The organism is Enterococcus sp. AZ071 (assembly GCF_050499065.1).
GTDB classification, from domain to species: Bacteria; Bacillota; Bacilli; order Lactobacillales; family Enterococcaceae; genus Enterococcus_A; species Enterococcus_A ferrettii.
Genome location: NZ_JBIPAS010000001.1, coordinates 2,035,211 through 2,049,063 on the forward strand (window position 1 = coordinate 2,035,211; position 13,853 = coordinate 2,049,063).

Annotated in this window: 16 protein-coding genes; 7 read left to right on the plus strand and 9 right to left on the minus strand. The window is 40.2% G+C overall.

All coding sequences use genetic code 11. The features are described 5' to 3' along the window. The first annotated feature begins 791 nt into the window (after positions 1-791). The 5 genes from IGI49_RS10045 (at position 792) to IGI49_RS10065 (ending at position 2,647) form a co-directional block, all read left to right on the plus strand. Positions 792-998 (plus strand): hypothetical protein, encoded by a 207-nt coding sequence (locus tag IGI49_RS10045; protein ID WP_429964364.1) that lies wholly within the window; start codon positions 792-794, stop codon positions 996-998. Between the two features lie 16 nt (positions 999-1,014). Continuing rightward, complete coding sequence (locus IGI49_RS10050; RefSeq protein ID WP_429964365.1) at positions 1,015-1,191, plus strand: DUF2922 family protein; 177 nt, start codon at positions 1,015-1,017, stop codon at positions 1,189-1,191. Positions 1,192-1,288: 97 nt separating this feature from the next. Further along, positions 1,289-1,672: a hypothetical protein gene (locus tag IGI49_RS10055; RefSeq protein ID WP_429964366.1), complete on the plus strand. Its 384-nt coding sequence runs from the start codon at positions 1,289-1,291 to the stop codon at positions 1,670-1,672. Between the two features lie 44 nt (positions 1,673-1,716). Then, the gene (locus IGI49_RS10060) at positions 1,717-2,433 is read left to right on the plus strand and encodes a DUF2922 domain-containing protein (protein WP_429964367.1); all 717 of its coding nucleotides are present in this window, start codon (positions 1,717-1,719) and stop codon (positions 2,431-2,433) included. Positions 2,434-2,566: 133 nt separating this feature from the next. After that, positions 2,567-2,647, plus strand: coding sequence for a putative holin-like toxin (locus IGI49_RS10065; RefSeq protein WP_242704509.1), 81 nt, complete (start codon positions 2,567-2,569; stop codon positions 2,645-2,647). A 479-nt stretch (positions 2,648-3,126) separates the two neighbouring features. Here the strand turns inward: IGI49_RS10065 and IGI49_RS10070 are convergent, their stop codons facing one another. Beyond that, positions 3,127-3,273, minus strand: coding sequence for a putative holin-like toxin (locus IGI49_RS10070; RefSeq protein WP_010758334.1), 147 nt, complete (start codon positions 3,271-3,273; stop codon positions 3,127-3,129). Between the two features lie 304 nt (positions 3,274-3,577). On the opposite strand from IGI49_RS10070, the gene IGI49_RS10075 reads away from it, so the two are divergent. Continuing rightward, positions 3,578-3,991, plus strand: coding sequence for a VOC family protein (locus tag IGI49_RS10075; protein ID WP_429964368.1), 414 nt, complete (start codon positions 3,578-3,580; stop codon positions 3,989-3,991). Between the two features lie 129 nt (positions 3,992-4,120). Here IGI49_RS10075 and IGI49_RS10080 read toward each other — a convergent pair whose 3' ends face one another. From IGI49_RS10080 to IGI49_RS10115, 8 genes are all read right to left on the minus strand, one after another. Beyond that, entirely contained in the window at positions 4,121-5,800 is a 1,680-nt protein-coding gene (locus tag IGI49_RS10080) for a ribonuclease J (protein ID WP_429964369.1), read from the minus strand. A 311-nt stretch (positions 5,801-6,111) separates the two neighbouring features. Then, positions 6,112-7,365: a hypothetical protein gene (locus IGI49_RS10085; protein WP_429964370.1), complete on the minus strand. Its 1,254-nt coding sequence runs from the start codon at positions 7,363-7,365 to the stop codon at positions 6,112-6,114. A gap of 127 nt (positions 7,366-7,492) precedes the next feature. Continuing rightward, positions 7,493-8,008: a helix-turn-helix domain-containing protein gene (locus IGI49_RS10090; RefSeq protein WP_429964371.1), complete on the minus strand. Its 516-nt coding sequence runs from the start codon at positions 8,006-8,008 to the stop codon at positions 7,493-7,495. Positions 8,009-8,196: 188 nt separating this feature from the next. Beyond that, positions 8,197-8,682: a signal peptidase I gene (locus IGI49_RS10095; RefSeq protein WP_429964372.1), complete on the minus strand. Its 486-nt coding sequence runs from the start codon at positions 8,680-8,682 to the stop codon at positions 8,197-8,199. After that, entirely contained in the window at positions 8,666-9,466 is an 801-nt protein-coding gene (locus IGI49_RS10100; RefSeq protein WP_429964373.1) for an LPXTG cell wall anchor domain-containing protein, read from the minus strand. The genes IGI49_RS10095 and IGI49_RS10100 overlap by 17 nt, the downstream gene beginning before the upstream one ends. Before the next feature lie 83 nt (positions 9,467-9,549). Further along, positions 9,550-10,404, minus strand: coding sequence for a hypothetical protein (locus IGI49_RS10105; protein WP_429964374.1), 855 nt, complete (start codon positions 10,402-10,404; stop codon positions 9,550-9,552). Between the two features lie 32 nt (positions 10,405-10,436). Beyond that, a complete protein-coding gene (locus IGI49_RS10110) occupies positions 10,437-11,066 on the minus strand; it encodes a signal peptidase I (protein ID WP_429964375.1) in 630 nt (209 codons plus the stop codon). A 591-nt stretch (positions 11,067-11,657) separates the two neighbouring features. Beyond that, positions 11,658-12,692 carry an aspartate-semialdehyde dehydrogenase gene (locus tag IGI49_RS10115; RefSeq protein ID WP_207704145.1) on the minus strand — a complete coding sequence of 345 codons (1,035 nt, stop codon included), beginning with the start codon at positions 12,690-12,692 and terminating at the stop codon, positions 11,658-11,660. 194 nt (positions 12,693-12,886) lie between these two features. Between IGI49_RS10115 and IGI49_RS10120 the strand changes: the two genes are divergently transcribed. Then, positions 12,887-13,780 (plus strand): LCP family protein, encoded by an 894-nt coding sequence (locus IGI49_RS10120; protein ID WP_429964376.1) that lies wholly within the window; start codon positions 12,887-12,889, stop codon positions 13,778-13,780. Positions 13,781-13,853 lie beyond the last annotated feature (73 nt).

Here is a 13,853-nt window from a genome sequence, read left to right on the forward strand (position 1 = left end):
CATTTAGCTATTGATTACGTTCGAGAGGAGGCAGGGATCTGCTCTGTGATCCTGACCCACGGATTGACTCTGGGAGCTGCCGATTTCCAAACGTTCATTAATCAATTTAGCCAGCAAAGCTGTCTATTCTTTGGCGACGTATCGGCAAGACTATGCCTCCAGTTTAAAATCAGATGGCTGTCCCTTAGACTACGTTTCTCTTCCTGCTACACCAGTTGGACAGCTGCTAAACACCCAAGACCTGCTTCAACGCTGGCACATGAGTCCCGGCATGTTTTTCAATCATTACAAATTAGAGGAACATCTACTTTGGTATCAACAACTAGCGGATTGCCCAGATATAGAGGCTCGACTGTATTAGCTTAAAACGAAACAATCTACTATTAATTAAAAAGATCGCTGCAGATTCTTGTTTTTAACTAAGGATCTGCAGCGATTTTTTTGGAGAAATTGCCCTTATTATATCCCCAGAATTTTCGATATAGTTATTCTTTTTTTGTTTCTATAGTTATTTTTACACTGTACATCAATTTCCATCAGAAGCCTTTTTAGCCAACAATCCCTATCATAGCAGGATTATTGGCTATTCGTTACTTTCACAAGACTTTTGCAAATCCCCCTAGACTTTTATTTTTAGTAAATTATACTTTGCGATCAAATCAACAGTCTCCAAAAAAATCGTGCAAAAGTCTCTGGTATTTTGCAAAAGTCTCCTTTTGTTTTTTTATTCCTTTAGTTTATTGTTTAGTCACCGGCCGGAACAAAAAAATGATCTCACAGGAGGAACCCAAATGATCCAGCAGTTAGGCACCAAATTACAAGTACAAATCGAACAAGCAGGCAAAGACAAACAAAAGAAAGTGAACTTCAGCAACATCGTCACAAACCCAGCAGAAGCAGACATTACAAAGTTAGGCGAAGTCATGGCTGACTTAGCAGGAGATGGCAGCAGTCTAGACAGCATCATTGTCACCAACCAAACTCGTGTTACTAAATAAACCCAAGGAGGAAGCTATGCCCGAAACAAAACTAATCGCTCGCTTCAAAACCGAAGCGGACAAAACGCACACCTGGAGCTATAACGAACCGGATACTACTAAGACTCCAGCAGAAGTCAAAGCAAGCTTAGAAGAACTAACTGCTCTAAACCTCTTCAAGAAGGATGGCATCCGCCAGTTCTTCTCAGTGTAAAGTGCAGAATTTGTTACTACCAAAGAAACACCACTATTTTAAACACAAGTATGCCCCGCGGCTAGAGCGCCGCGGGAGCTGAAGGAGGAAACCACCGATGACTGAACAGCCTTTCACTCAATACCAACTATTTCATTTAAAAAGCAACAAACTAGAAGAACAAATTGTTCATTACTATCAAGAAACCCAGGATAGTTCTGTGACGATTCAACTATTGTTAGCCATGAAAGTTCGCCATATGCTAGGCGAATCTGATTTTGAATTATTCCTGCAGGATTTAGTTAAGCATCTTTTTGCCAACAATCGGATTACTCGTGCCCTGCGCCGTTACTTCTATTTCTTTAGAGAATATTTTGAAGAGAATGAGTGGGAGATCTTATCAGCTCGGTGTTTTCCACCTGCACATGTCACTACAGAATTAATGGAAGTCATCCCGTCAAGTGTTGAAGGAAATGAACAGGACACTTTAGAAAGTTCCTGAAAAACTACTATATAAAGATAAAAAAATTAAGGAGAGAAAAAAATATGTTTAAACTAGCAGCCGTATTTGAAAATGCCGCAGGAAGAACCCATCGCTGGGGCTACAATGATCCAGATCCAACGAAGAGTCCAGAGGAAATCAAAACAGCCTTAGACACCATAACTACGTTAAATCTATTTCAGAAAGACGGAATCCGACAATTTACTAAGGTCGTTTCTGCGAAATTCGTGGAAACTATTGAAACACCGATTTTTGATCTATCGAAGCCAACACCAGAAGCTTATATCGCTGATCCAAGCAATATCTTTTCAGCTCATATTGTAGCTGAAGAAGCACCGCAAATCTCTGAAGTACCTGTTTTAAATGAAATAAAACCAGAAGAAAATGTACTTGAAGAAATAATTCAAGAAGAGGTTGTTGCACCAAGAACGGCGGAAACCATTGTTCAAGTGCCAGAAACAATGAAGTCAATTGAGAAAAAAGCGGTGGTGTCAACTACTTCTTTGAAGGCTCCTTTATTGAACTCTGATTCACTGGCAGCTGTTGTTGAGAAAGCAGCGCCTAATGAAGTTTCCGTTGTTGTACCAAGTGCTTCATCCCAACAACTGGAAACTGTATCGAATGAAACAGAAAGTAACTCGCCAATAATCGATAATCAGACAATCCAGAAGCCCGTTAACCCAAGAAAGGCCCAAGTTGATCGAGTCCGAGCCTTTCACGAAGCCAAGAAGAAGAAAAAAGGCAAAAAGAAAAAACGCTAGAGTGATTTCCCACCCTGCCCTTGTGGTTTGTAAAGGAGGTGATATCTGACTTAGCAGTGTTTATGGCGGTGGCTGAACTTCTATAAAGGAGGGATGCGAAAAAAATGCTTAACCTAGGAAAGGATTTCCCGCCATGACTGTGTATCAGGCGTTGACCTTGGCAATTGCTTTTGCGACCTTGATCATTACCCTTGATCGACACAACAAGAAATAATACCAACCTCTACTCACAGTCACCGTCTTAAACGGTGCTTTTGAGGTGTTATGCGCGCAGCACCTCTGCTTTGAGTAGAAAAGTTCTACATAATTGAGGTTGGAATTTAGCTTTTTTCTGCCGTTTTGTTGGCAGTCTGCGATCTTTGATAATTGAATGAACCAGTTGTTTTTTTAGTGATGGATTGTAGTCATTGATTCTTTGAAGAGAGTCTTGTGCAGAGTGAGCCTTTAGATTGCGTTTCATTTTTGCTTATTTGTGGCTTTAGTCCGTCAGTAAAGATTGGCGTTACTGTTTGTTCTCGAGACTACTTCTATGGATGGAGTGCTATACTTTTTAAGCAGAAAATGCTACTATAGAGGTGTAAAAGGAGCATGCTGGTAACATGCCCCTAATGCTAACTTGAACACCGTTTCAAGAACGGCAGCTACAGAAATTCTAGTTAAAGAAAATAACCGTATCTTGGTATCGCTGAACGGTTATTTTCTTTTGTCTTTTAGTTCAATTAAAGCTACAACTACGCCGACAAAGGTTAGCACAAAGCCACCAAATGCCAGCATCAGCTGCAAAGCTTCAGCAGTTGACAAAAGGCCTCTCCCTTCTTCAGATTTTGTACTTATCTCCATAAGTACCACCTCCCAAGAGATAGCCACCGTTCACGATTCAGTTATCTGTTAGCTTCTTTATTATAGCAGTAAAAGTAATCGCTATCACTAGGTATTTTCAAGAATGATTAATAAGTTAAAAACGTAAGAAAGCCTAAGAAGAATAGCCCGTTCTCCTTGGTTTTTTTCTAGCGGTCCCTTTTTACTGACCATCATTGATTCTGAATTCAAACCCGAGATCATTCTTGTAATCCTTTATTTTTGACAACTTTCCTGTAGTTATGAGACTATTTAGGAACTATAAATGGAGAGGACTGATTGAACAATGACAACAGCGGTTTTTGTTAATTTTCCAGTGTCCAATCTTCAAGACTCTACTGCTTTTTATCAAGCATTAGGGTTCAAAAAAAATGATGATTTTTCAAATGAAGAATCAAGTGCGATGGTTTGGGACGGAAATTTTTTCGTCATGCTTTTAACTCATAATTTCTATCGCAAGTTTCTAGATCACAAAGAAATTCCCGATACCAAATTGAAAAGTGGTGCCCTGATTTCTTTCAGCATGGAAAATGCAGATGCTGTCAAACAGTTTGCTGAAACAGCAAAAGCAAATGGAGGCAATTTCTATGAACTGGATATGGATATTCCAGAAGAGCACATGTTTCAATTGGAAGTGGTAGATTTAGACGGGAACAACTTAGAGCCTTTTTGGATGGACAGTTTGCCTGCTTTACCTTAATAGATAAGAAAATGTACCGACCCCCAAAAGTTAGACCAAAAATCTAACTTCTGGAGATCGGTATTTTCAAGAGTCAAAAAAAAACAGTCAAACGATTGTTACGTTCGACTGTGTCTTCTAGCTTACTATTTATTTGCGGCGTCCACGGCGTTGATTGGCTTCCATAATGACAGGAAGAATCACCGGACGACGTTTGGTTTGTTCAAATAGGTAGCGGCTTAGCTTGTCACGGATATCTTGTTTCAGTTTGGCCCATTCAAAATCATCCGAATGCAAATGCTTCACAACGATTTCTTCGGTTATTTCGCCGCTTTCTTTAATCAGATCTCGGCTTGCTTTCACATAAACAAAGCCTCGTGACGTAATTTGTGGGGCTGAAACGATCTTTTTGCCTTTACGGTCAATCGTTACGACGATGACAAAGATACCATCCTCAGATAAAACTTTACGATCACGCAGGACAATATTACCGATATCGCCTACTCCAATTCCGTCAATCATGACGTTATCCGCAGGAACACTGCCGGATGAGCTTAGATGGTTGTTCTTGTACTCCAGCACATCGCCTCGTCCTGTGATGAAAATATTCTTGTAAGCCATCCCCAATTCGTGAGCCAAATCAGCATGTGCAGCTAATTGACGGTATTCTCCTTGGACTGGAATAAAGTATTTCGGTGACATAAAATTCAACATCAACTGCAAATCACGGGGATTCGCATGGCCAGAAACGCGCAGATCTTCTGAAATATTCTTCACGATTCCACCAGCACGGTAAATCATGTCTTCAGTCTTTGCCACAGTTGTTTCCATTGCCGTAGTTGGTGTAGTGGTAATGTAGACCAAGTCACCTTCTTCAATGCGAATATTGCGATGAGAACCGTTCGCCATTTTTTGCAACGACTTAATTGGTTCACCCATGCGTCCAGTTTCTAGGATGATTAATTCTTCAGGCTTGTACTTTTTCATTTCCTTCAGAGTAATAAACAAATCCTCAGGAACTTCCAACTTGCCTAAACGCATTGCTGTACGGATAATTCGTTCGAAATCTTGACCGGTTAGTACTACTTTGCGATGGGCTTTTTCAGCGGCATTTAGCACCTGCTGAACCCGTTGCAGGTTGCTCGCAACCGAAGCGACGATAATCCGGCCTTCCCAGTATTTGATGGTATCGAATACTTCGTCGGAAATTTCTCGTTCTGAAGCGACTTGAATCGCATTTTCAGCGTTAGAAGAAGAACTGAATAGCACCAAGACACCTTCCGATCCGATCTCTGCCAAGCGGCGGTAGTCGGTTGCATACATTGGAATAGCCGTCGGATCAAATTTGAAGTCACCAGTATAAACGACGTTTCCTTCATCGGTTTTCAGGCTAATCCCAACGGAATCTGGAATTGTGTGCGTTGTCCGGAAGAAGCTGACACTGGCTGAACCAAAATCAATCTCCGTATGCTCATCAATAACATGAAAATCTTTAAAGTTTTTGCTGTCTTCATTGTCCTTCACACTTAACTTCGCCAATCCGATCGTCAGCTCCGTACCAAAAACTGGAACATTCACTTCAGATACTAAATAAGGCAAAGCACCGATCGCATCTGCGTGCCCGTGAGTTAAGAATACTCCCGCCACTCGATCAGCATTTTCAATTAAATAGGTAAAATCAGGAATCACAATGTCGATTCCCAACAGTTCGTTTTCTGGATACTTTAGTCCGCAATCTAGGACAAAAATATCGTTATCCACTTCAACCACATACATGTTTTTACCATTTTCACGTACTCCGCTGAAGGGGATCATTTTGATTGTACTCAAAAATAGCCACCTCTTATATTTTTTATCTATTGGTTTCAGCTTCCTCAGACCCCGTAACAGTTCGGTCTGTGCTTATACTCACTAGCTATTATACATGATTTTTGCTGAAAAACCATGAACAGAGCTAGAATCTGTTGAAACCCTTAAAAAGATTTAGAAGCTCAAAATCGCAAACTGTTCCGATTGACGATAGATAAAACATCCTTGCTTTCTACTTTGAAGTTTTTAGGTAAAAAACTTTTCTTCATTTTGAAGGTTTGCCCCTTTTTTTAAATTGCTTACAAAAAAAGAAGGCCTTCAGCCTCCTTTACTTAGGGGAATCCCCGTACTTCTTTATCTATTACATCTGCAATATCCATAAATGGCGTCAAACTGGAATGCCCGTTCTCCAAAGCCGTTCCGGTTACCATTATCCGTGAATTCCGGTAATACTCTGGGGTGAATTCTCCCCAGGATTCTTGGGTGGCGTTTTGTTGGCTAAAGACAGAAAAACCTGCGTCCTTTAAATAAAGATACGCTTGATTGTATTCATTATATGGCTGCCATGTACCAATATCTGAACCTGCTGGAAATAAAAGCAACGGTGTCTCACCAATAACCGATTCCACCTCTTCTTGGTATTTAATAGTATCCGCTTGAATCATTGCCAAGCTAGAATGGTCAAAATTGATTGGTGCCCATGAGTAGGAAGCCAGTGTCCAGCCGGTTTCCTTTAAACGATCAGCCACAGCTTTTGCCCGCTGCTTCTCTTTGGTGTTCTTCTTTGCGGAAACATTATAGCCAAAAACACCGTCTGCACCAGTTACTGCCAAAGCTCCTTTTGATCCGCGATAAGAAAAGTCCGGATGCTTCCAGACAAATTGATCCACTAAAGGTACCATATCATAATTTCCAGCCAGTTCATTCTCACCAGCCCGATAACAACTTTTCACCCGATTGTCCTTATCCACTACTAATTTACTGGAAAGTCCTGCTTCAGAGTTTTCTTCGTTGTAAGAAACATTTTCTTGAGACAAAATTAGCGGCTTTTTCCCCTCCGGCAAAGCCACTCCGACAAATTGCCACGTGCCATCGTTCGTTTTTTTCACAATGTCAGACAAGCGCACCAGTACATAGTTTCGTTCATATAATTCGTTAAGCAGACGTTCAAATTCATCCGTCGTTACATGATTGCCCTGATAATCCACCGTTCCAGTTGAGCTGAAGGCTTTTTCCGGCAGAGGAACAAGCGGCTGCATCGATAGGTGTGAAAACAGCGCAGGGTCAGACCACATAATGGTCTCATTCTTTCGCAGCTTGTAATCAAGCAACCGTTCTTCCACTCCTGTGAAATCCTGCCCTTGAAGCAGCTTGATTGCACCATCATAATCGTACTGCATAGCCAAGCTATCGGCCTGTTTCAATTGTTCCTCTTCTTTTTCCGTTAAAGGACTGACAGTGTTCTGAACGGGCGGCTCACTTTGTTCTTCACTGCGATTACTCAATCCCATTTTTATACTAATCCCTGTAGCTAGCAGGATCACTAAAATCAATCCGTAAACAACAACCTTTTGCCTTTTTTTCATCACAATCCTCCAATAAAGAACTTTCATTCACAATTTTAAGGTAAAGTGTATAAAAAATATATAGGAAATAGTGAAAAAGGATAAAAAGTCGTGTCTTTTTAGTCTCGAGCAGCCTATTTTTTTAGAATTATAGCGTATACAGATAAGCGACAAAAAGTAAGATCAGAATTAATGCCGCAAAGGCGATTATTTTACTGTTTCTGATCTCTTTCTCCCAGTCATGCTCACGACCTTTTAACCGATCAATCTTCATTTTTAGATAAAGCCATGGAACAAAGTTTGTGCCCGCCGCAGCTACAATCAAAAATTGACAACCTCGATTCAAGCCACTTGGCAGGATGAACATCAAAATCAGCAGCAAAGTACTAGTCATTATTGGTCCAAAAAATAAGATTCGGCTCAATTGTGCTGCCTGTTCCTTTTTCTTTAAGTCTTCTACCATTTCCGATCCCTCCATTAATAATTCATCCAGAGAAAGTCGATAAAGTCGTGCCAGACGAATCAAGCTTTCAATGTCCGGCATATTTCTTCCATTCTCCCAGTTGGAAATTGAACGAGCAGATACAAACAGCTCTTCAGCTACCTCTGCCTGTGTCCAATTATTTTCCAGTCGTTTTTGTTTTAGTTGTTCACCAATCTTCATGCTCTTCTCCCGTTCTTTTGCTGCTTCTATCGTAAATTCAATCAGACCATTTGTCTATAAAATTTAGGTAGAAAAGTCTTTCCGGTGTTGCTACAACAAGGTTCTGCACAAAAAAATCAAAAAGCTGCTTGGCCTTTTGATTTCATTCACTGGTTATTTGGGTTAATTTTTGGCTTCTATGTTGCCTTTTATTTTCGCCGAGTATCCAAGTAGAACAGTAGAAAAAACAAACTTATACTTACTAATAAACCTACTGGTGTACGCACAAACTGGATTATATACCCGATTAGAGGGAGTGTAACTACCACTTTTCCGAAGATTTGTTCATCCACAATTGGCTGATCCTCAGCATTGTTGGCATCTCCTTGAGTAATAAATTGTTTGGCTTCACGTTCAATAACCCGATGTGTAGTTGTTCGATTATCGCCTTCTTGAATAAAAGTAATGATGTCATCTTTTTCGTAGTCAGTCTCCTCGTGAACAATCACTAGATCTCCCTGTGACAACGTCGGTTCCATACTTCCAGAGGCCACAACAGCATAACCGTATCTAAGTATCATTGGGAAGCGGCTGTCGTTACTCTTACTTTGGTATAAGCTGTAAAGATTGAAGGTTAGAATCAGTAGTAAAAAGACAATCATAAGATTTTTCAGTCCATTAACGATTGTTTTCATCTTGCTGTCCTTTGCGCAAGCGAAAAATAATAAAGACGAAAAAGAGAATCAAAAAACCAATAACGATACTGGCTTTGGCTAATGACTCCCCAGTCTGAGGATACGTCCGCCACTTTTTGTCAGAGAAGAAGCCTGAGCCTTTCCTATCATTTACAGATGTATCAACCGGTTTAGGTTTCCCTTGACCGTCATCCGTTTCTACGAGTACATTTAGCGTTAATTGATAAATCAACTCTCTCGTCTTTGCTATTTCTCCATAATTCGTATCGCCAAGATCACGACTGCGCTCAAAGGGCCACTGCCATTGCAGATTAATTGTCTCACTCATACCAGATTCAAGCTTTCGCGTATAGCTTAAAGGAAAGGTATTTGACCATAAATTCCACCGATCACTTCCTTCGGTAATCCAAGGACCATTAGCTACTCGCAGCTTAAAATCCAAAGGCAATTCGTCGATGTTCTGATCTTTGCCAATCACTGTATAGTCAATCGGATGTTCATATGTATTATGAATCGTAAAAGAATACTCACCGCTCGTTCCAGGAGCAATTAATTTTTCACCGTCAGCTGTCGTTTTGGCAGCTGTATCTACGATAATAGTAGTAAAAATATTGGTACTGGTCATCTCACCAGGACGCCAACGCTCACCATATTGATCTTCCACATAAACAAAATCCTCGGCTGCAGCATAGCTAGCCTGCGTGTGTATGGTCAAACAGAGGAAAAACGCTGCGAAAATCAACAAGAGCTGTTTTACTTTAACTAGCAGATCCTTCTTCATCATTTTCCCCTTCTTTCAATCTCTCAAAAAGCTGTCTAAGGTTAGACAACCTTTTGAGAAGCTGAAAACAGCTTCTTAAATAGGAATTAATCGACTTGCGTTTTTGCAGCAGCGATTTTAATTACAAAATTAGGTACTTCATTTCCAGTTCCGTTGGCATTCAAGCCTAATTGCGTATCTTGATCGTCTTTATTTCGATCGAATTGCCATCTCCACTCGATTTTGACGGATGAATTGTTTAAGATAGTTGAAATATCACTAGGAGTGCTTTGAGGATAAATTACATCAGATTCAACACTCGTTAAGGCTTGTCTTAACCGTTTGGCTTGAGCAGTTCCATCTTCACCACTGGTAAAACCATCATAAAGTATTTTTGAAGCGCCTTGAGTAACTTTAAATTCTAGTGGCAGCCAAGCATCAAAACTATTGCTTGCATTTTTGTCAACATTCCAACCTTTAATAGCTGCAGTTGGTGCTGTGGGAATCTTCTCATTCCCATTACGATAAAACGGAATTACCGCTGAAACAGGATTTGTTCCATCCATATCCTCTGCGTCGATCATAAAGTTATACTTGTAGGCTACTTCACTAGCAGTAATAGTATCATCAACTTTGATTATCGCTTCTCCTTGTGTACCCGGAGCAATAACCTTAGTCGTTCCCTCACCTTTGACTGTTACTGGTTCGTTAGTACCTGGAATATTTCCACCAGCTTTGCTTACATATGAATTGGCAAATAGATCAAATGGTTTCATTTTTTCATCCACATTCCACTTTGCCACTCGTGCGCTATCACTAGCTTCACCAATTGTTCCTGTATACTTTGCTAACGTACCTCCTAAAAGACTTGTCGTCAGCAAAACTGCCCCAAATAATAAAACAGCGGTTTTTATAGACTTATTGCTCTTGCGCTGTGTCATTGTTTTCTTTTCATTACTCATTTCTTTCATCCCTTCTTTTCTTCCCCTTTAATTTATGATCTAACTTCTTTGCGACGCGTAAGACGCTTAGCAACAAAGTCATAACCCAAAAACAGTATTATCGGAATACCGATACAAATCAGCATGCCTAAAGGTGTTCGAGAAAATAAAATAAAATCTCCAACTTTGGGCACACGCTGTGTAAATTTACCAATAATCTTTCCTTTTTCTACCGGATCTAAATCCTCCAAATTATTCGCATCACCCTTGGTAACAAAAGTGTCTGACGCATCATTATATCCAACAATACGGTGAATGATCGCTGTTTGATTATTCTTAAACATGATCACATCTCCCACCTCTAAGGTGTCTGGATCGGTTTGTTTCGTGATCACTAAATCCCCCGCGCGAATTGCGTCTGCTTCTCCTGTGTTCATTGAGTTGGTCACAACCGCCATCGGTGCATACCCCAATACCGTTGGAATCTCATCGGGGTTTAAACTGCCCTTTACAATAATCGCCAGATTGGCTATTAGAATGGGGAGCAACAATAAGCAGATAGCGATTGCTAACCATCCTGTAACTTTTTGTGGTAATGACTTTTGTAATTTCTTTTCATTTCCTTTGCTTCCCGTTGCGTCTCGGTTCTCTTCTTCACGAATGTCCATTTCACTTTCTTCCAACAGAATCGAGCACCTCCTTCTTGTAAAACAAAGACGTAATTACCAGTTAGGTGTTGCTCAACTCAACTTCCCTGGCAAAGTCCTGACTACTTACTCTTATACAATTATAATAATATAACAATTATTAAAAAACAAGGAGTTTATCAATTTTTAAAACATTTAAAGCATTTGTTTTCTATAGCCGGAAGACATTATTGGATTACCTAAAAACTGTATAGGATATTTATACGAAAAACGCTTATATGTCAAGGATCGAGAAGGTATTTTTATCCTTCCAGAATATTTATCAAGCATGTGATGTTAATATACTAACAATACAATTCTTTTATTTTATATTTCATTAACTTTTTAACTATAACACGTAATATAACAGATGTATTTTATACAACAAAACCAATCTTTTATTTATTATCTTCTTCTACTCATTTCAACTTAATCATGATCCTCAAACTTTCCTGTGTTTACAAACTTTTTTCACTCCTTTATTTACTTTCAGAAAAAGAGTGTCCTTTCGAAAGAATTTTATCCTCCTATTTTAAATAACAAAAAAGACGTTCTTTTTTCAAAGAACGTCCTGAATCACGCGTTTATTTACAGTAAATCCATTTCCACCATTTTTTCTGCAATTTGGACGGAGTTCCAAGCGGCACCTTTTAGCAGGTTATCTGAAACTACCCACATGTGCACGCCAGTTTCGACGTCTAAATCTTTACGAATCCGCCCCACAAAGGTTTCTTTTTTGCCAACACTGTTTAATGCTTGTGGATAAATTTGTTGACTAGGATCGTCTTCCACGACCGCTCCAGCTGCATTGGCGATAACCTCTTGAATCTCCTTAACTGTTGCTGGTTTTTCCGTTTCTACATAGATTGATTCAGAGTGACCTGACAAGACCGGAATTCGAACACAGGTTGCTGAAACTTGGATGCTGTCGTCTGACATAATCTTCTTTGTTTCATTAACCATTTTCCATTCTTCATACGTATAGCCTTCTTCTGCAAATACATCGATTTGCGGCAATGCGTTAAAGGCCAACGGATAATGCTTTTTGTCTCCACCGCATGGTAGAATCTCTGCTGTCATAGGTTCATCATTTAAAAAGGCTTGCGTTTGATTCTTCAACTCTTCCATCGCTTGATTTCCCGCACCGGAAACAGCTTGATAGGTTGATACAATGATTCGTTTCAAGCCAAAAGCCTGACGAACAGGTTCTAAAGCAACCATCATTTGAATAGTGGAACAATTAGGATTCGCAATAATCCCTTTGTGGTCTCGTAATGCTTCAGGATTCACTTCAGGTACAATCAAGGGAACCTCTTTGTCCATCCGGAAGTGACTCGTGTTGTCCACCACGACTGCTCCGCGTTTTACTGCTTCTGGAGCAAATTTAGCGGAAATGCCGCCGCCTGCTGAGAACAAAGCTAAATCAACGCCTTCAAAGGATTCAGGCACTAATTCTTCAATGATCTTGGTTTCACCCTTAAAAGTTAATTCTTTGCCTGCAGAACGGAAGGAAGCTAAAAATTTCACTTCGCCTAAAGGCATGGATGTTTCTTCTAACATTTTGATCATTTGTGTGCCGACTGCGCCAGATGCACCTACAACAGCCACGTTGACTTCTCTCATCTTTATCACTCTCTCACTTCATAGTATTTTTATCATTCTATCATATACGGTATAAAAGACAACCATTGTTTTACGAACAAAGGCGAACATTTTTTGATTTTTTTCTAAGTTTCGATTTCTTTCCATGATAAGACTACCCATCTGGTGAAAAAAGTTCATAATAAGCACGAGATCACTAGAAATGAGGGTTATTTATGAAAGCTGTCAAACGGGGTTTTTTGATCCTGCTAGGCGTTATTGTACTCGTAGAAGGCTATTTTGCTTTTTCTTTTATTAACGGCTATGAATCATCTAAAAATAAAACGACTGAGGCATCCATTGAGTTTAACGGGACAAAAGCACCCGACGTTAACGACTTGAATGTGCTGATTATCGGTTCAGATTCCCGCGGAGAAGACCGCGGACGATCGGATTCGTTGATGGTCGCCCACTATGACCAATCCAAAAAGGTCCCCAAATTGGTATCGATCATGCGAGACAGCTATGTAGATATCCCTGGGCACGGGATGGACAAGATCAACGCTGCCTATTCGTACGGTGGAATTGAACTAGTCCGAAAAACACTGGAAGAAAACTTTGATCTGCCGATTCAATATTATGTCGTTATTGACTTTGATCACTTCAAAGATGCCGTAGATACGTTGTTCCCTAAAGGTGTCAGCATTGATGCGGAAAAAGATTTGGATTTAGACGGTGTTTTCATTGAAAAGGGCAAACAAAAAATGGATGGCAATACCTTGCTTCAATATTCGCGCTTCCGTGAAGACGAGGAAGGCGACTTTGGTCGAGTTCGACGCCAGCAGCAAGTAATGGAGGCTATTGCCAGCCAAATTACTAATGTAACTACCTTAACAAAACTGCCTAAAACAACCGGCAAGCTACTGGGATATGTTGAAACTAACGTACCAGAAAGCACTATGTTAAGTGTCGGAAAAGACTTTGCTTTAGGCGAAACCGAAAAAGTAGAAACTTTGGCTGTTCCTGTGGATGGCTCTTGGCAATTCAACGACTATACTGAAAGTGGTAGTGTGATTGAATTGGATGCACAGCAGAATGGTCAAGCAATTGAGAAATTCCTAACAGAATAACATGAAGCGGTCTTTCGAAAAAGACCCTTAGGCAGCAGCTAGAATCTCTTGAAAAAGAGGCTGGCTGCTGTTT

Bases quoted from the DNA above. Each gene is read 5' to 3' on its own strand.
- IGI49_RS10065 (WP_242704509.1), top strand. From the start codon at position 2,567: ATGACTGTGTATCAGGCGTTGACCTTGGCAATTGCTTTTGCGACCTTG.
- IGI49_RS10105 (WP_429964374.1), bottom strand. From the start codon at position 10,404: ATGAGTAATGAAAAGAAAACAATGACACAGCGCAAGAGCAATAAGTCT.
- IGI49_RS10060 (WP_429964367.1), top strand. From the start codon at position 1,717: ATGTTTAAACTAGCAGCCGTATTTGAAAATGCCGCAGGAAGAACCCAT.
- IGI49_RS10095 (WP_429964372.1), bottom strand. From the start codon at position 8,682: ATGAAAACAATCGTTAATGGACTGAAAAATCTTATGATTGTCTTTTTA.
- IGI49_RS10075 (WP_429964368.1), top strand. From the start codon at position 3,578: ATGACAACAGCGGTTTTTGTTAATTTTCCAGTGTCCAATCTTCAAGAC.
- IGI49_RS10045 (WP_429964364.1), top strand. From the start codon at position 792: ATGATCCAGCAGTTAGGCACCAAATTACAAGTACAAATCGAACAAGCA.
- IGI49_RS10115 (WP_207704145.1), bottom strand. From the start codon at position 12,692: ATGAGAGAAGTCAACGTGGCTGTTGTAGGTGCATCTGGCGCAGTCGGC.
- IGI49_RS10070 (WP_010758334.1), bottom strand. From the start codon at position 3,273: ATGGAGATAAGTACAAAATCTGAAGAAGGGAGAGGCCTTTTGTCAACT.
- IGI49_RS10100 (WP_429964373.1), bottom strand. From the start codon at position 9,466: ATGATGAAGAAGGATCTGCTAGTTAAAGTAAAACAGCTCTTGTTGATT.
- IGI49_RS10085 (WP_429964370.1), bottom strand. From the start codon at position 7,365: ATGAAAAAAAGGCAAAAGGTTGTTGTTTACGGATTGATTTTAGTGATC.
- IGI49_RS10090 (WP_429964371.1), bottom strand. From the start codon at position 8,008: ATGAAGATTGGTGAACAACTAAAACAAAAACGACTGGAAAATAATTGG.
- IGI49_RS10120 (WP_429964376.1), top strand. From the start codon at position 12,887: ATGAAAGCTGTCAAACGGGGTTTTTTGATCCTGCTAGGCGTTATTGTA.
- IGI49_RS10055 (WP_429964366.1), top strand. From the start codon at position 1,289: ATGACTGAACAGCCTTTCACTCAATACCAACTATTTCATTTAAAAAGC.
- IGI49_RS10050 (WP_429964365.1), top strand. From the start codon at position 1,015: ATGCCCGAAACAAAACTAATCGCTCGCTTCAAAACCGAAGCGGACAAA.